Origin of the sequence: Roseiconus lacunae (genome assembly GCF_008312935.1) — a bacterium.
Lineage (GTDB): Bacteria > Planctomycetota > Planctomycetia > Pirellulales > Pirellulaceae > Stieleria > Stieleria lacunae.
This window is the reverse complement of sequence record NZ_VSZO01000030.1, coordinates 1-17,408: the sequence shown is the minus strand read 5'-3', so window position 1 is coordinate 17,408 and position 17,408 is coordinate 1. Positions and strand designations below refer to the sequence as shown.

Sequence of the window (17,408 nt, the reverse complement as noted above, 5' to 3'; positions counted from 1 at the left end):
TCGGCGAGACTTATCTGGCTGCTTTCGCCCTCGCGGTCGGCATGAGCGAGTTGACTGCGGGGATGGTTGCTAGTTTACCCATGTTAGCCGGCGGGGTGATGCAATTGCTATCGTTGCGCGCGGTGCGTTGGTTTGGGTCGGAGCAACGTTGGATCTTGTTCGGCGCATCGATTCAGGCTTGTGCGTTTTTGCCGCTCGTTTATGCCGCTTTACAGGGTGAGATTTCCTCTGCCAGATTGCTGTTGGTCGCTTCAATTTATTGGGGAGCTGGGTTGGCGACTGGGCCGGCATGGAACGTCTGGATCGAAAACCTGGTGCCGAGTCGAGTGCGTACACGCTACTTTGCTGTCAGAAGCAGGCTAGCGCAATTAACAACCTTGGGTGGCTTTCTAATCGGCGGAGCGTTGCTGGCCTGGGGGCAATCGATTGGACAGGTTCTGTGGGCATTTTCCATCATGTTCTTGTCTGCCAGTTTGCTCCGGTTTTGGTCGGTGTACTGGTTGTCACGGCATCAACCGATTGAACGCCCGGATCATCCACCTGCGTCCTCAATGGGGGCTACCAGCACCGAGCCGATTCCTTTGGTTCGAGTTCATGGCGGCCTTTTACTTGTATTCTTGGCGGTGCTCCAAGGGATGGTGCAAGTGTCTGGGCCGTTTTTCACTCCCTTTATGTTGAAGGAGTTGCAGTTCAGCTATCCGCAGTTTGTTGGCTTGATCTCTTTGAGTTTCGTGGCCAAGTCGATCAGTCTGGCGTATTGGGCCAGCTTTGCGAAACGCTTTGGTGTCAAATCCTTGTTGTGGATCGGCGCCGTGGGGCTCGTTCCGCTGTCTGCGTGTTGGATCGTTTCACAGTCCTATGCATGGCTGATGTTCGCCCAAGTTCTCAGTGGCGTGCTTTGGGCTGCGTACGAGCTGGGATTCTTCTTGATGTTTTTTGAAGCGATTCCAAAGCATCGCCGCATCATGATGCTGACGGTCTACAATTTCGCCAATACGTTGGCAATCTTCGCGGGTGCCGCCATCGGTGGTTGGTTGCTGACGATGACTGGAACAACGCGCGAAAGTTATTATCTGTTGTTTGGAGTGTCATCGGTCGGTCGATTGCTGGCCTTGGGGATTCTTGCCAGTGCCACGCTTCGTCCTGTCCCGGTGATTCAGCTAGGGATTCGTGTGCTGAGCCTCCGAGTCGGTGCCGGATCGCTCGATGCGCCGGTTCTTGCTAGCCTTGATGAAGGTCAAGATGAGGCAGACGGGCTTGTTTCGGCAGAGTCGGCTGCGTGAGACACCACAGCCTGAGATGATTTTCCCGGAGTGGGGGCGGTCAACCGACGGGCGGTAACCCAGCTATTGCACGGAAACCGTGGCTTACCCCATTCGGCTGATGCTTGGGTTTACTGACGGACTAATTCATAACGGATGTGGGGGCGTTTCGATCGCTCGATGCTCCAAGGCTTTTGTGCTGCAAAATCTTTGAACGTCGCGGCAGCACGGTTGGGGTCATAGCCTCCGCGGTGGATCGATAGTCGGTACCGCAGTTGTAACGAAGAATCACTATCAATGATGATGGGGGCCGTCATCGTCGGTGAAGCACACATCCAACCGTCCTTGCGAACGTGCCATCGGTTGGGGAAACCGGGATTCGTCGGGTGATCAAAGTACGTGATGCCTTCGGGGACGCTGTCCGATTGATTTTCGTGGTAGACCGTTGTGTTCCCGCTATAGTCGACCCATCGGTGAGGCTTCTCAAACAACGCAGGCTCGCCGGTGTCACCGGTATCGGACGTCAACGTGCCACCGCCAAACACTTGAGAGAGTTGTTTACTAACACGGACGGCGAAAATCCCAAAATTGGATTGGTCAAATGTAACCGTCTCGCGTCCCTCGGCCGCTCGAAATTCGGTCTGAACGTCAATCCAAAATTCATTGTCTTTGCCAGCGATCAATTCAATGATCAAATCTTGGTTCACATGCGGCGTTCCGTCCGTTGCGATCCATTCCAGATTCGTGGCTAGGCGGCACGCTTCGGCGCCGTCTTCGATCGCGTACCACTGCTTCTGTTGGATACGCGTCCCGCCGTTCTCGCTCCAGTAACTCATGCCGTCGACGCTGTGGTGGGCAAACCAGACGGAACGATGGTGGTCGTGGTCCGGAGCACCAGGGTGTCCCATTCGCGTCACTGATTGTCCGCTTGGCCCGATCAGTGGAAATAAGTAGGGGCGTATGGTCGTTTGGCTGGCATGCCAGACCGCTTTTGTCTGACCCAAATGTTGAAATTCAAATGCTTGCTGACTGACCGGCAGTATTTGATGCGTCGCGACTCGATCGGGTGTCGCTGAAGATTGACACCAAGCCAGCGGAGTGATCGTGATTGCAAAGACAAAAGCTAGCAAATCGTGTCGCCACCAGAGATTCATCGCAAGGCACCTCGGGAAAGAAGGGAAACGACGTCATTGTAGCCCTGTTGGCTTAGGAACATTTTTACACCCCGTGAAAATGTGCGCAGGTCAATCCGGGATCGAGGAAATGGTGGGTGGCACCTTTCGGGCGCGGTTCATCGGATTTTATTTCGGGCGCGGTTCGCGGAATTGAAAGGTGGGTGGCACCTCTTGGGTACGGCACCTCTTGGGTACGAGGGGGATTGCTATCAACTTCGGGCAGCGGACTCAAACAATGGTTCGTGTTCAATGCTCCGGTGCGGCCTGAGGGCTAATCCGAATAACCCGCACAGGCTGAACAACCCGTGCACCGGCCCCCCAAAGCCGTCTGGTTCTCCCACGGGATCTGATGGTGTCAATCAGTTCGGTCCGATTCGATGGGTGAGTCGTTCCGGCAATGACGCCTGGAACACTCGATTCGTTAGCAGCGATTGTCGCAATGACAGCAATTCGCTGCATCGTGAGCATTGAATCTCTGGATTCCAAAAGGCGTGACACTGATGAAAGCAAAAGGTAAGCGAACACGGACGGCGAAGCGGAACCGATTGCTAGGATGCATTGCTGGTTTGTCGACTGCTGCGGTGTCTCTGTTTTCAGTCCCCGGGTGTCACCGTCAGTACTACCGAAAGCAGGCCGACCAAGAAGTCAGTCAATTGCTTCGCGAAAAGTCATCGCACTTGGCCCGGCGACCGACCGCCGACTTCAACGTCTACGCCGATCGCCGCAGCCGGATGTTCAATCCGTTTGACTTGGACTTCCAACCGATGCCGCTGGACGACCCCGCGTCGTACCGCTACATGCAGTGTGTTGATGGTCGACGTGGGTATCCGATGTGGGAAGCCGCCGGGGTGACTAACGCGGCGGAAAGCCCCGACTGGTGGCAATTCCTGCCGCTCAACGAAAACGGCGTGCTCGTTCTGAACAACGACACCGCTGTCCAGTTAGCACTGCTGCATTCGCCTGACTACCAAGAACAGCTCGAACAGCTTTATCTATCGGCGCTCGACGTCAGCAGCGAGCGTTTCCGCTTCGACACACAGTTCTTTGCCGATTCCGGGACGACGTTCGCGGCAGCGGGATCGGGTGCGTCTGCAATCGGACTCGACCGAAATGTCACGATGAGCCGCGCGTTCGCGACGGGCAGTCAGCTTGTTGTCGGACTCGCCAACGAAATCATCTGGACGCTCGACGGTCCCAACACCCAGTCTGCATCGACCATCCTGGACTTTTCGTTTATTCAACCGTTCTTGCTCAACGCCGGACGCGACGTCGTGATGGAACGGTTGACGTTGTCCGAGCGACGACTGCTGGCCAATGTTCGGTCGTTCGAACGCTATCGCCGAAGCTTCTATCTGAACATTACGATCGGACGGAACACCGAAAGCTCTGTCTCACGAAGCGGTGGTGTCTTCGGCGTCGGTTTACAAGGGTTTAGCGGAGTCGGCAGCGGTTTCGGCGGTCTCGGCGGCGGTGGCGGTGTCAGTGGAGGCGGTTTTGCGGGCGCCCAAGCAGGCGGTTTCCTTGGTCTGCTACAAACCCAAGTTCAGATCCGCAACCAACAGGAAAATATCGCGCGTCTGTCTGAAACGTTGCTTGTCCTCGAGAATACATTGATCGAGTTGTTGACCACGATCCCGGATGACCCCCAAGAAATCGTCAGTCAACGCTTGCAGGTCGCACAGCAGCGAAGTGAACTGCTACAACGCCAAACCGTCTTGGTCGGTGATCAACGTGACTATCAATCGAGCCTCGATTCCTTCCTGACGGACTTGGGACTTCCACCTTACATCTGTGTGGAGATCGAAGATCCCTACCTGCAACGATTCGAGTTGATCGACACCGAGTTGCGATCACGCCGCACCGAACTGGTCGGCATCCGCCGCAACATCGGTCTGCAAAACATCGCGATCCTCGAAGAAACTCGCCAAGAGATTGACCCGGAAACCGATTTGCCGATTTCGGCGATGACATGGTCGAATAGTATCGCCGGGGCCTTGCGCGAAATCCAATCCGAGTTGGGACCTCTGAAAGACTTTTTGCAGCAGTTGCAAACTGATGATGCCAGCCGGGTTCGCGCTGACATCGCACTCTTAGCCGAAGCGATTCCGAAACGCTTGGAGCAGAACCAACAGTTACTTCGCCTTTATGAAACGGAACGTGAAAACATCTGTACGTTGCTGAATGTCGATAGCATCGATGAATCTCTCTTCGATGTCGAATCATTACGTACACTGCAAAACGAGCTGACCGAAGAACTAGATGCCTTGCTTGAACGCTATGCGGAGTACTCGGAAAAAGTTGAAACGATCGAAGCTCGCTTGGAAAATATGTTGGCAACCAATGCCGAACAATCCGAAGGCAAAGAACTCGCCGATAAACTGCGTGAAGAGATTATCTTGGAGATCCAAGACATGATGCTGCAGCTCGGCGACGACGTCTTGCAGTTACAGCTCTACCAAGCTCGGGCAAGAACTGAGAGCGCGTTACTTCCCGTCGTCGATATTGAACCGACCGAAGCGTTCGAGATCGCTCGACGAAATCGGCGTGACTGGGCGAATAGCCGCGCCGCGTTGGTCGATCAGTGGCGACTAATTGAATTTAACGCCGACGCCTTGGAGAGCGGTCTGGACCTCGTCGTCGAAGGAGGGATCGGCGGCGACGGTAACTCCCCATGGACGTTCAACAACGACAACACCACTATCCGGATGGGACTACGCTGGGACGCTCCGATCACACGACTGCAAGAACGTAACACGTACCGGCAAGCGTTGATCTCATTCGAGCAAGCGAAACGCAATTACTATCAGTATGAAGATGGGATCTGGCGGTTGCTGCGAAACCAAATTCGACAACTGCAAGCAAACCGGATCACGTTTGAGTACGGTCGCCAAAGTGTTCGCATCGCGACCAGCCAGATCGAGTTGAACGAAGACATTCGTGAGCTTCGCGACGCACGTGGGCTGAGTAGCGGACCGACCGCGGCACGTGACACGATCACCGCGTTGACGGCACTGTTGAACGCTCAAAACACGTTGCTGAATGTTTACGTGAACTACGAGGTGCTTCGTCGAAACTTGCAGTTCGACCTCGGAACGATGGAGATCACTCCGGAAGGTATGTGGATCGATCAAGAAGAGCTTGATCCCGATTATCTACTCAGCCTTACCGGCACCACGGTCGATGGCTTGCCAAGCGGACAATGTACAGATTGTTGCCTGCCGCTTCGGCAACAGCCGCAGCCTCCACGTTACGATCAGCGAATCCTTGTTGACGAGCCAGCATTGTTGGAATTTGATCAGATGCCGGTTCAACCGGTACCCGTCGAAGTTGATTTGATCGACCAAGTCAACTTCGAAGGTCTCGACTTGAACTAGTGCCTCGTTCCAATTCGGTTCTCGGATTAGCCGAACTGCGTTAGCAAGGGTTATCGAGCAGTAACCCGTGCTGACGCCAGCGGCTGATCAGTCGATGCCGAACATTGGGGCTAGGTGAAACGCCAGGACTTCAAGATGCATCCGAAGCTTGATCTCTCCTTCAGGTTGGCGAAAGCGAGCTTGCTTTCGCTACCGTCTCCATTCTTTTCTCGGATGCTTTGACACCATCATGCTACCGATCGCTTGATGTCTCAGTGATCGGTACCTTTCTCGGTGGCTTCAGATACTGTGCGGTGTCTTGATCAACCGCATAACGCAGGCACTTTAGCCCTTCTGCCTGAAAACTCTGTCTGTTTGTTCTATCTCGGATGGATGACAAACGCCCAAAGCTGATGGTTTAGCGTCGGCTTATTTATCTAAAAGCGGTGTAGGTTTGCCTGTTCGGTAATCCGGGACTGATCCGCACTGGCATGCCATGTCGTTTTGTTTGCGCAGTCGTGTCCGTTTACCGACGTTTCGCATCCGCGTAATTATTGGCATCGTAGTGTAAATGCGTTAGGCGATGGCGTGGGACGTGTGGCGCCGAACATTCGTTGCGGCGACAGTCGTCTGCAGTTCAACACAAATTGTTTTTACCAGTAGCTGGATCGGGGGCATGGAAACGATCAACATCCCATTCGTTGGGTCTGTCGGAGTGGCGCATGCCGAACAGTTGCATGCGTTGATTCGCGAAGCGTTGCAAAGCGGTGGAACACTGCAGCTCGACTTTTCGGAAGCGCACGACATTGACGCCTCCATTCTGCAACTCTTGATCGCCGCGCAGGCCGCCGCCGAAGACTCAGACTCGACGACGATCGAATGGCAAGGTGTCACGCAACAGCTCGCCAATTCATTCGAACGAGCCGGCGCGAGCAGCTTTCTTTCGATCGACGAGATCGTGAGTGCGATCGAAGACGCGCAATCTGACGCGACAAGCTCAGCCGACGACGTGACCGCGGTCTCGGAAGCAAACATCGAACCGCAAGGCACGCCCGGCGAATCAAACGTCGACAGTGAGGCGACTCAGTCTACCGAACCAGTCCAAGAGCAAACAGTTCCGCTCTCGGATGTTGCGGGTGACGAAGACATGACCACTGTCGCGGACGTGACTTCTGTCGAAGCGTCTCCGATACCTGCTCAGCGAGACGAAAATGGCGACAGTGCTGTCGTCGAAGACGACGCAGATTCGCAACCCGAGCAAGAAAGTGGTGTCGCTGACAGCCTGGCACAAACCAGCACGCTTGATCAATCAGGTGAGGTTGTCGCTGATCAATCCGAAGCGACACCTACTCCCGAGGTTCCGAGCGCGTCAGACGAAATCGACGCGTTGAAAACAGCGTCATCGGCTGAGGCGATGTCCGCCGAATCCACTTCCTGCGAGTCGACCGCCACTACCGCCGAGGCTGAGTCTTGAGTCACGAAGCCGTACAAACCGTATCCCCCATTGCCCCGACGGGACACCAGCGGAGTCCATCCATGAGTGGTTTCGGACCACAGGTCCTCTACCCCGTACGTCGTCTTTGGTCGCGATTGACCGGTCGCGGTCCTGCCGGATCGGCGGGACTGCGGACCGAGGTGTCGGCTAGCCTGCCGGTGATCGAAGTGTTGGAAAGACAAATCCTCGACGCCGTCGAAAAGGGAACGTCGGCCACGGACGATCTGAGTCGTTCGTTTGGCGACATGGCCGAACGAGCAATGCAGGTGGTTCAGATGGCGACCGATTCACGCCGCGATGAATCGACCGCCGGCGTTGAACAGGTCCGCGAAGTCGTCTCCGAATTGCTTTCTCAGGTCCGTCGCACGAGTGACTCGACCAAAGAGACCGCCAACATGTTGGCCGAAATCGAAAAGGACGTCCAAGATGTCGAAACCTGCATGGTTCGAATCGAAGACATCGCCAACCGTTCGCGGATGGTTTCACTGAACGGACAAATCGAAGCCGCTCGAGCGGGTGACTTCGGCGATGGTTTTGCCGTCGTCGCATCGGAAACGGGCGACTTGGCTCAGAACGTATCCGAAGCGAGTAAGAAGATTCGCGAAGTGGTCGATCGCTTAGCCGAATCGCTGCGAACGACCTATCAGCAAACACAAGACTTGGTCACCGTCGAACAGGAGGCGACTGCGTCCTGTGAACAACGCGTCGAAGAGATGCTAACGAGCTTGGCGGAATACCAGACGGAGCTGGAGAACAATCTCGAGTCGACTAAGACGTCGAGTGACGAATTGGCCGGCGCGATCACCAGGTCGGTGATGACATTGCAATTCCAAGACGCGGTGAGTCAACGGTTGCATCACGTCACGTCGACACTGAGCGAGATGCGAGACGCGTTTGGATCGATCGTCGGGTCGCAGCCGAAGGGGCTGGCCAAAAAACGGTCGGATGAATGGATCGAAAAAATTGCTGCTTCGTACTGCATCGACGACGAACGCCGCGTCCTGACCGGCGAAGCGGGCGTCGAAACACCCTCCAACGAATCCAATATTGAGTTGTTTTAAACCGGAGTTCTAGAAGAAATGGCTAACACTGCGCTTGTGGTTGATGACTCCACATCAATGCGACAAATGGTGTCCTTCACGTTGCGAGAGTCCGGTTTCGAAGTCATCGAAGCGGGAAACGGTGAAGAGGCATTGCAAAACGTCGCCGGCAAAGACGTCAAGGTCGTCGTGACAGATTTGAACATGCCGGTGATGGACGGGATGACTTTGATCCGTCGGCTCCGTGCCGAGGCAAAGTACAAGTTCACACCGATCCTGATGCTCACCACAGAATCACAAGATTCAAAGAAGCAAGAGGGACGGGCTGCGGGTGCGACCGGATGGATCGTCAAACCTTTTAATCCCGAACAGCTCATGCAAGTCATTAGTAAGGTCGTACGTTAACTCGAACTGACGGAGAACCGCGATGAAGGTCGACATGCGTCAGTTCCTGGAGTCGTTTTTCGATGAAGCTTCCGAGCACATCGAAAATATGGAAGCAGCTTTGCTGCAACTTGAAAGTACGCCCGACGACACGGAACTGCTGAATACAATCTTTCGTGCCGCCCATTCGATCAAGGGTGCGAGTTCAACGTTTGGTGTTCAAGGCGTTGGTGAGTTCACCCATGTGCTTGAAAGCCTGTTGGATCGAATGCGTGATGGCGAGATTCAAGTCACGAGTGAAACCACAGAAGTCTTGCTGGCTTCCGTCGATGTCCTCAGCGGCTTGCTTTCTGCCGCGCGTGACGGCACGCCCGAACCAACGAACACCGCCGAAGTGATCGCCCGGCTGGAAGAAATTAATGGCGGCAAAGGTGCCGAATCGGCATCAGAACAAAGCACGGTAAACGAAACAACGGACGAATCGAGCTGCAAATACTACGCGGTGAAGTTTCGTCCTTCGGTTCACTTCTTCCACCTCGGTCTTGATCCGCTGTTGCTGCTGCGGGACCTGGAAGAATGTGGCGAAGTCTCGGAGTTGGAACTTGATGTTTCCGAACTACCATCGATTTCAGAAATGGATCCCGAGTCTTCGTACTTGGGGTGGACTTTGAACCTAGAAACCGAACGCGATGAGAGTGTGCTTCGGGACGTGTTTATGTTCGTCGATGACGAAACGACCGTCGAATTCAAGGTTGTAGAAAAGGCACCGGAAATTCCCGAGGCATCGGCCTCGAGTGAATCCGAGGCAACATCTTCTGACGCCGCGGCCGGTAAATCTGACGCCAAAGCTTCCCCGGCGAAGGCCTCCGGTGCGCCCCAGCGTGAATCGGTTCGCGTCAACGGCGAACGACTCGATAGCATGATCAACCAGATCGGCGAACTGGTGATCGGCATTTCCATGGTCGAACAGGAATGGGCGAGTGTTAGCGGCGGCACCGATTCACCGGCGATCGTTCAACTCAGCAAGATCGTTCGTGATCTACAAGAACAAAGCTTGTCATTGCGAATGGTTCCGGTCGCCGCGACGTTCCAGAAGATGGCGCGAATCGTTCGCGACCTGAGCAACCGTCTTGGCAAGAAAATCAACTTCGAAGTCTCGGGAGAAGAAACCGAGCTCGATAAGACCGTCGTCGATCAGATCGGCGATCCACTGATTCACATGATTCGCAATTCGGTCGATCACGGGATCGAGACGCCGGAAGAGCGACTCGCGGCGGGCAAACCGGCCGAAGGCCACATTTTGGTTCGCGCCTATCATCAGGGCGGCAACATCTACATCGAACTGAAAGACGATGGCAAGGGGATGGATCTGAACCGGATCCGTCAAAAGGCGATCGACCGCGGCATCGTCAGCCCCGACGAAAAACTTTCTTCGCAAGAAATTTGCGAGTTGGTGTTTCATGCCGGATTGTCGACGGCCGAAAAGGTCACCGACGTTTCCGGCCGAGGCGTCGGGATGGACGTCGTCCGTCGAAACATCGAAGCGCTCAAAGGAAGCGTCACGCTGAATTCTGAACCTGGTAAGGGAACCGTCGTCACGGTTCGTTTGCCGCTGACACTTGCCATCTTGGATGGTTTGTTGATCAGCCTCGGATCGGAAGTCTATGTGATCCCGTTACTGTCGGTTGTCGAATCGTTCCGGCCGCGTCGGAGCGAAATCAAGCGATTGGCAAACAACATGGACGTCGTCCAAGTGCGAGGCGAAGTCGTTCCGATTTTGCAATTGCACTCGATCTTAAACCTCACCGAAGCCCAGACCGATCCGTGTCAGGGGCTGTTGGTGATCGTCGAGGATCACGATACCAAGTTCGCGCTGTTGGTGGACGATTTGATCGGACAGCAGCAAGCCGTCATTAAAAACCTCGAAGCAAACTTCCGCAAAGTCGAAGGCATTGCCGGGGCAACCATATTGGGAGACGGGCGCGTGGCCCTGATCCTGGACATCGTCAGTTTGAAGTCTCTGACCGCATAGATCGAACTTCGTGACAATCACCCGCTCGGTCTGGGCGCCCAAGCCAGGACTTTAAAGATAGGTAAATTGATGACAACAACCGAAGAAGTAGAACCAATCTCTGACGCCGCGGACGTGGTCCAGATGACTGACTTGTCAACCGACGGGAATCAGTTCTTGACGTTCACGTTACAGGACGAGGAGTTCGGCATCGAGATTCTGCGAGTCCAAGAGATCAAAGGGCTTTCGAGAATCACTCCGATCCCCAACATGCCGTTTCATATTCGCGGCGTCATGAACCTCCGCGGCACCGTCGTTCCGATCATCGACTTGAGAGCCAAGTTTGCGATGCCGGAAGTCGACTACAACCAATTCACCGTGATCATCGTCGTCACCATCGGCGACAAGGTGATCGGACTGGTGGTTGACGCCGTAAGCGACGTCTTGAACGTCGCCGAAGAAAACATCGAATCGGCCCCCGATCTTGGTGGCCAAGCCGACACAACATTCATGACCGGCATCGCCAAATCCGGCGATCGGCTGATCACGTTGTTGAACATGGATGATCTGATCGGGGCGGAAACCGTCTCCATCTAACGGGCCTGATGGAATTCAGACTCTGATTCGATTTACCGGACCGCTTCGAGGCCCGGAATTGTTATTGCCGACTTTCCTTGATTCTTCGACCCGAAGATCAAACCACACAATTCACACCGAGTAAACGAGGGGCACCACGAATGGCCACCAATCGACCTGTAGATACCAAAACTTCTAAGCGACCCGTTCAACCGTCCGACGAGTTGCCCGGTAGCCACGATCATCACGAAGACCACAGCGCGATCGACCAGGTCGAAGAGCTGATGACCGTCATCGACCGCGCCGTCCTGGGCGACTACTCCGAACAAATCACCGTGACCGGTGACGACGCCGTCGGACACCTTGCCGATGGTTTGCGAACCGTCTTGGCTGACATTTCCCAAACCAAAGAAAAACTGGCCGATTCCCAAGGTCAACTCGATGCGATCAACCGTTCACAAGCGGTCATTGAGTTTAACCTAGACGGAACGATCATCACCGCAAATGACAACTTTTTGTCAGCGCTCGGTTACCGTTTGGATGAAATCCAAGGTAATCATCACCGCATGTTCGTGACCGATGAAGAATCACGTTCACCGGAATACCGTCAGTTTTGGTCGGACCTCGCCAGCGGACGATTCAGCTCCGGCGAATACGAACGCGTCCGCAGCGACGGAAGCCATATCTGGATTCAAGCATCCTATAATCCCGTCTTAGACGCCGAAGGCAAGCCCTACAAGGTGGTTAAGTTTGCTTCGGATATCACCGAAGAAAAACTTCGCGCCACCGATCACCAAGGCCAACTCAACGCGATCGGAAAATCACAAGCGGTCATCGAGTTTGATCTCGACGGTACGATCCGCACCGCCAACGAAAATTTCCTTGGCGTGGTCGGGTACTCACTCAGCGAAATCCAGGGCAAACACCACAGCCTGTTTGTCGATCGTGATTATGCCAACACGGCCGAGTATCGAAACTTCTGGTCCGATTTGGCCAGCGGCCGATTCCAAGCCGGCGAATTCCAACGCTTCGATCGCAGCGGAAACGAGGTTTGGATTCAGGCTTCATACAATCCGATCTTGGATCCTTCGGGTAAACCTTACAAGGTCGTAAAGTACGCGTCGGACATCACCGAGAGCAAAAAACTGCTCCAGCAAGTTGCCGAGGCAGAGAAGGCAAGCAAGGAAGCGGCTCAACGTTCAACCGAGGCGGTCGAGGAGATCCTTGACGTCATTAGTCGAGCGCAAGAGGGGGACTACTCTCGTGAGATCACCACCGTCGGGGAAGACTCGATCGGAAGTCTTGCCGAAGGGATGCGGAAATTTATCGCCGAAAAGCAAATCGCGGACAAGGAAATCGCTCGCATCCAATCGATGATGGAGCAAACACCGATCAACACGATGTTTGCCGATCGTGAGTTCATCATTCAATACATGAACCCGGCTTCGGTCAATACGCTGCGTCGATTGCAAGAGCACCTGCCTTGCCGCGCCGACGAAATGATCGGTCAATGCATCGATATCTTCCACAAGAACCCCGCCCACCAACGCCGCATGCTGGCCGACCCCAGCCAGCTTCCGGTCAAAGCCGATATCAAGGTCGGGCCGGAAACGCTTAGCTTGTTGGTCAGCCCGGTCTTCGACCAAAATCGCGAGTACCTCGGTGCGATGGTGACTTGGGATGTCATCACCGAACGCTTGGCGATGGAAAAACAAATTCAGGACAAGATCGAAGAAGATCGAATCAAGACCGAAGAAACGCAACGCAAGGTCGAAATCGTTTTGGGCTTGGTCAATTCGGTTGCCGACGGCAATTTTGAAGTTGCCTTCCCCGATCTCGGCGCCGACGGTATCGGTCAAGTCGCCGATGCGATGTCGAAAATGGTTGGCTCGGTTCGGGACGCACTGGTCGAGGTTCGCGAAGTTTCGACGACGGTTGCGACGGCCTCCACCGAGATGTCCAGTGCCGCCGAGGAAATCTCACGCGGTGCCCAGCAGCAAGCCGCACGCCTCGAAGAAACCGCGTCTAGCTTGGAAGAAATCACCACCACGGTCAAGCAAAACAGCGACAACGCTCAAGAGGCTCGTGCCCTTGCCAACGGATCACGCGATGTGGCCTCGGAAGGTGGTAAGGTCGTCGGTGACGCGGTTCAGGCGATGCGAGAAATCAACGCATCGAGCAAGCAAATCTCCGACATCATCACCACGATCGACGAGATCGCCTTCCAAACGAACTTGCTGGCACTCAATGCCGCCGTCGAAGCCGCACGTGCCGGCGAACAAGGACGCGGCTTTGCCGTCGTCGCTTCAGAAGTTCGTAATCTCGCCCAACGCAGTGCGTCGTCGGCGAAAGAGATCAAGAGCCTGATCCAAGACTCGGCCAGCAAGGTCGAGAAAGGTACCGAATTGGTCAACAAGTCGGGCGAAACGCTGGGTGAAATCGTCGATTCGGTCAAACGAGTCACTGACATCGTTGCCGAAATCGCCGCCGCTTCGCAGGAGCAATTGACGGGGATCGAACAGGTCACCAAGGCGGTCACGCAGATCGATCAACTGACCCAAGCAAACGCCAGTCAGACCGAGGAAATGGCTGGTACGAGCGGCTCAGTTCTCAACCATGCCCGAAGCCTGGATCAGATGGTTAGCCGATTCCAACTCGGTACCGGCGGACCGTCACACACCGCTTCGCACGCTCCCGCACCGGCGGCACCACACCGTGCCCCCGCCCCACCTGCGGCACCGGCCGCTGGCGGTCACGATGACTTCATGGACTTCTAGTTGAAAGTCGATGATTCAAACCGACGCGGCCATAGGAGGTGGCCGCGTTTAATCGGGAAGGAACCTGCTTCGTGTTTCGAATAACACAAGTTGCATTTGCATATTTCCCAATCAGCGAGAGCCGGCAACATGGTCAGATTATCTCAGCGAATGCAACAACTCTTTGCATCGGCAGAGGGTCACTCTCGCTTAACCAATGGCGTGGCTGATCAAGGTACAGAGCAGCCATGGGAAAACTTGCTCGTCTCCTGTGCCGAACTCCTGAACTTGACATCAAGCTTGGGGATTCATGTCAATCGACCGATCCACGTTTCTCCCCAGGAGCCCTCGTTTTCTTCCGGCGAGAATGCTCGCACCGCGGACCGCAAGGAGCGGACTGCGTCTTAGGTTCGGCCGAGTTTCCATGATCGATTCGGACCTCCCCACGCAATCAACGAGTACGTAAAGCATAAGATGACAACCACCGACGCGCCGACACAAGATGCTGCTCAGAAAGCTGTATTGAGAGTCCCTCAATTTCGCCTCTTTCGAGATTTGATTTACAAGTCAACCGGGATTTCGCTGGGGGATAACAAACAGGATTTTGTCCAGTCGCGTTTGCGGAAACGCCTACGTCACCTAAATATCGGATCATTCGCCGCCTATTACGATTTGATCAAATCTCAAGGTCCCGACGGCCCCGAGATGGAACAGATGATCAATCGGATTACCACCAACAAAACGCATTTCTTTCGCGAAGAACATCATTTTAAACACCTTTGTGGAAACATCTTCGCGCGAATGATTCAGGAAGCGGATCGAGGTGAGCGCCCGAAGAAGGTTCGTATTTGGTGTGCCGCCGCGTCGACGGGCGAAGAACCTTACACGCTCGCGATCGCCGTTCGCGACACCTTTGGGCATCTCCCCGGTTGGGACGTTCGGATTCTTGCAACCGATATCGATACGAGTGTATTGGAAAAAGCAAAGCAAGCGACGTACATTCCCGAACAGCTTTTGGAAACGCCGCCGGAATACATCAAAAAATACTTTTCCCCTGCGATCACCGAACCCGGTCACCTAACCGTGCGCCCGGAAGTGACCCAGTCGGTCACGTTTCGACAGTTGAATTTGTTGGCTTCTGAATGGCCGATGCGAATGCAATTCGACGTGATCTTTTGCCGCAATGTTCTGATCTATTTTGATCAGCAAACTCAGGACAAAGTGATGCGTCACATGGCGCAGTACTTAAAGCCCGAGGGGTCTTTGTTCATCGGGCATTCGGAATCGTTGTCCGGTTTGACCGACACCTACACACGAACCGGGCGGACGATCTATCAACACACGAGTTTCGTCAAGTCGGCATCTCAATCGCCGGCCCGCCCCGGCAGCCAGAGTGCTCTCGCCGCGCGGCCACAGTCATCCCTTCAAGCCGCACCCCCAGCCCGTCCGGCTCCTCCGCCGCCCGCGCCGGCCCTGCCAAAGAAGTCGATCATTGTTGGCGACGTGCTGGCGAGCGACCAACCGATTCTAATCAGCACCGTCCTCGGATCGTGCATCGCCGTTTGTCTTTACGACGAAGTGATTAAGGCGGGAGGTATGAATCATTTTGCATTACCGTCCGGAGATCTATCGTCCCGTAAAACCACCAGTTTCGGTGTCCACGCAATGGAGTTGCTGATCAATGACATTATGCATTTTGGTGCCGACCGACGTCGACTGAAAGCCAAAGTCTTTGGTGGTGCGAACGTCCTCGGTTTATCCGACGATGACAATATCGGGACAAAAAACGAGCAATTCATCCGTGAATTTTTGGCGATGGAAAACATCCCAATCATCGCCAAATTTCTGGGTGGCAACCAAGGGATGCAGGTTCTATTTGAACCTTGTAGCGGGCGCGCCAAGATGAAACTCTTGGATCGCAAGAAAACCGTCGAAACCGAAAAGATGGAACGAGCTCAAACGACTAAAAAGTCGTCGGAGCCCGTTTCCGATATCACGCTATTTTAACGCGAACAAATTCCGTACGAACGTTTTCCGCAGCAATGCTTTCTGCGTATATTCGTTCGACCCGGGCTAGGGGGCAACATGTCAAAGATCAAAGTACTCGTCGTCGATGACTCCGCTCTGATGCGGCAGCTGATCACCAAAATTCTTTCGTCCGCTCCGGACATCGAGGTAATCGGATCGGCGAGTGATCCGTACAAAGCACGCGAGAAAATTCTCGCTCAGCAGCCCGACGTGATCACACTAGACGTCGAAATGCCAAGGATGGACGGGTTGACGTTCTTGAGCAAACTGATGCACGCACGGCCGACTCCGGTCGTGATGGTGTCTTCGCTGACCGAGAAAGGCTGCGATACGACGCTGCGTGCGCTCGAGTTTGGTGCGGTCGACTTTGTGACCAAACCGAAAATCGATGTGACCAACGGGATGGCTAATGTTGGTGAAGAAATTATCGAGAAAGTTCGTGTTGCGTCACGAGCAAAGGTCACCAAAATTGACATCCCTGCAGAATCGGTCGCACAAAAAGTCCAATCCACGTCGACCGATGCTTTGATCACGAGCACGCATAAGGTGATCGCTATCGGTACCTCGACGGGTGGCACACAGGCGCTCACTCAGGTGCTCCCAAAGCTTCCATCAAACATCCCCGGCATCGTGGTCGTAATTCACATGCCGCCGGGGTTCACCGGTCGATTCGCCAAACGACTGAACGACCTATGCCAAATCCAAGTCAAGGAAGCACAGCGTGGCGATATGATCATTCCCGGACAAGCGTTGATCGCCCCGGGGAATTTTCACATGACGGTCGGCCGAAGCGGTGCCAGGTATCTCGTCAAGTTGAACGAAAGTCCGCCGGTCAATCAGTTCCGCCCATCGGTCGACGTGCTATTCAATTCATGTGCGAAATACGTTGGTAGCAATGCGATCGGTGTCATCCTCACCGGCATGGGGTACGACGGTGCCGAAGGAATGTTGGCGATGAAACAAGCGGGCGCCGAAACCATTGCCCAAGACCAGAATAGCTCTGTCGTGTTTGGTATGCCTAATGAGGCGATCAAGCGTGGTGGCGTCGACACGGTACTGCCGCTGAACAAGGTCTCTTCGGCGATCATCGATAGTGCCAAAAAGATGACCGCGGCCGTGTAGTGTTCTGCCGCATCGGTGAAAAACTTAGCTTAAGTTACCGGGACATCAGTCAACGCTCCACGACACGAAATGCGGCGAACACCGCCGGTTAAAATGTCGATGATCTTGTTTGTGCTAAGCAGTTGAACACGAAAGATTCGGCTTAAGTCATTTCACTCTCCCACTGGGCATTGGTATCTACACAAGTTTTAGCTTTTCGTAGACTG

General features: G+C 54.5%; 12 protein-coding genes. 11 read left to right on the top strand and 1 reads right to left on the bottom strand.

Annotated elements, in window-relative coordinates; translation table 11 throughout:
- The coding region (locus FYC48_RS22215) for an MFS transporter (RefSeq protein ID WP_149498995.1) at positions 1–1,283 on the top strand (1,283 nt) is incomplete at its 5' end.
- A gap of 110 nt (positions 1,284–1,393) precedes the next feature.
- Here the strand turns inward: FYC48_RS22215 and FYC48_RS22210 are convergent.
- Positions 1,394–2,416: a DUF6807 domain-containing protein gene (locus FYC48_RS22210; protein ID WP_149498994.1), complete on the bottom strand. Its 1,023-nt coding sequence runs from the start codon at positions 2,414–2,416 to the stop codon at positions 1,394–1,396.
- Between the two features lie 521 nt (positions 2,417–2,937).
- On the opposite strand from FYC48_RS22210, the gene FYC48_RS22205 reads away from it, so the two are divergent.
- The 10 genes from FYC48_RS22205 (at position 2,938) to FYC48_RS22160 (ending at position 17,202) form a co-directional block, all read left to right on the top strand.
- Positions 2,938–5,811, top strand: a complete 2,874-nt coding sequence (locus FYC48_RS22205) for a hypothetical protein (protein WP_230776122.1) — start codon at positions 2,938–2,940, stop codon at positions 5,809–5,811.
- 655 nt (positions 5,812–6,466) lie between these two features.
- Positions 6,467–7,264: an STAS domain-containing protein gene (locus FYC48_RS22200; protein WP_160149702.1), complete on the top strand. Its 798-nt coding sequence runs from the start codon at positions 6,467–6,469 to the stop codon at positions 7,262–7,264.
- A gap of 62 nt (positions 7,265–7,326) precedes the next feature.
- Positions 7,327–8,346 carry a methyl-accepting chemotaxis protein gene (locus FYC48_RS22195; protein WP_149498992.1) on the top strand — a complete coding sequence of 340 codons (1,020 nt, stop codon included), beginning with the start codon at positions 7,327–7,329 and terminating at the stop codon, positions 8,344–8,346.
- A gap of 18 nt (positions 8,347–8,364) precedes the next feature.
- Entirely contained in the window at positions 8,365–8,730 is a 366-nt protein-coding gene (locus FYC48_RS22190) for a response regulator (RefSeq protein ID WP_149498991.1), read from the top strand.
- Between the two features lie 22 nt (positions 8,731–8,752).
- Complete coding sequence (locus FYC48_RS22185; RefSeq protein ID WP_149498990.1) at positions 8,753–10,741, top strand: chemotaxis protein CheA; 1,989 nt, start codon at positions 8,753–8,755, stop codon at positions 10,739–10,741.
- Positions 10,742–10,810: 69 nt separating this feature from the next.
- Entirely contained in the window at positions 10,811–11,317 is a 507-nt protein-coding gene (locus tag FYC48_RS22180) for a chemotaxis protein CheW (protein ID WP_200836676.1), read from the top strand.
- A 140-nt stretch (positions 11,318–11,457) separates the two neighbouring features.
- Positions 11,458–14,073: a methyl-accepting chemotaxis protein gene (locus FYC48_RS22175; protein ID WP_149498989.1), complete on the top strand. Its 2,616-nt coding sequence runs from the start codon at positions 11,458–11,460 to the stop codon at positions 14,071–14,073.
- A 129-nt stretch (positions 14,074–14,202) separates the two neighbouring features.
- A complete protein-coding gene (locus FYC48_RS22170) occupies positions 14,203–14,460 on the top strand; it encodes a hypothetical protein (RefSeq protein WP_149498988.1) in 258 nt (85 codons plus the stop codon).
- A 66-nt stretch (positions 14,461–14,526) separates the two neighbouring features.
- Positions 14,527–16,059: a CheR family methyltransferase gene (locus FYC48_RS22165; RefSeq protein ID WP_149498987.1), complete on the top strand. Its 1,533-nt coding sequence runs from the start codon at positions 14,527–14,529 to the stop codon at positions 16,057–16,059.
- 78 nt (positions 16,060–16,137) lie between these two features.
- On the top strand, positions 16,138–17,202 hold the full coding sequence (locus FYC48_RS22160; RefSeq protein WP_149498986.1) for a protein-glutamate methylesterase/protein-glutamine glutaminase: 1,065 nt from the start codon (positions 16,138–16,140) through the stop codon (positions 17,200–17,202).
- The last annotated feature ends 206 nt before the right edge of the window (positions 17,203–17,408 follow it).

Bases quoted from the DNA above. Each gene is read 5' to 3' on its own strand.
- FYC48_RS22210 (WP_149498994.1), bottom strand. From the start codon at position 2,416: ATGAATCTCTGGTGGCGACACGATTTGCTAGCTTTTGTCTTTGCAATC.
- FYC48_RS22205 (WP_230776122.1), top strand. From the start codon at position 2,938: ATGAAAGCAAAAGGTAAGCGAACACGGACGGCGAAGCGGAACCGATTG.
- FYC48_RS22200 (WP_160149702.1), top strand. From the start codon at position 6,467: ATGGAAACGATCAACATCCCATTCGTTGGGTCTGTCGGAGTGGCGCAT.
- FYC48_RS22195 (WP_149498992.1), top strand. From the start codon at position 7,327: ATGAGTGGTTTCGGACCACAGGTCCTCTACCCCGTACGTCGTCTTTGG.
- FYC48_RS22190 (WP_149498991.1), top strand. From the start codon at position 8,365: ATGGCTAACACTGCGCTTGTGGTTGATGACTCCACATCAATGCGACAA.
- FYC48_RS22185 (WP_149498990.1), top strand. From the start codon at position 8,753: ATGAAGGTCGACATGCGTCAGTTCCTGGAGTCGTTTTTCGATGAAGCT.
- FYC48_RS22180 (WP_200836676.1), top strand. From the start codon at position 10,811: ATGACAACAACCGAAGAAGTAGAACCAATCTCTGACGCCGCGGACGTG.
- FYC48_RS22175 (WP_149498989.1), top strand. From the start codon at position 11,458: ATGGCCACCAATCGACCTGTAGATACCAAAACTTCTAAGCGACCCGTT.
- FYC48_RS22170 (WP_149498988.1), top strand. From the start codon at position 14,203: ATGGTCAGATTATCTCAGCGAATGCAACAACTCTTTGCATCGGCAGAG.
- FYC48_RS22165 (WP_149498987.1), top strand. From the start codon at position 14,527: ATGACAACCACCGACGCGCCGACACAAGATGCTGCTCAGAAAGCTGTA.
- FYC48_RS22160 (WP_149498986.1), top strand. From the start codon at position 16,138: ATGTCAAAGATCAAAGTACTCGTCGTCGATGACTCCGCTCTGATGCGG.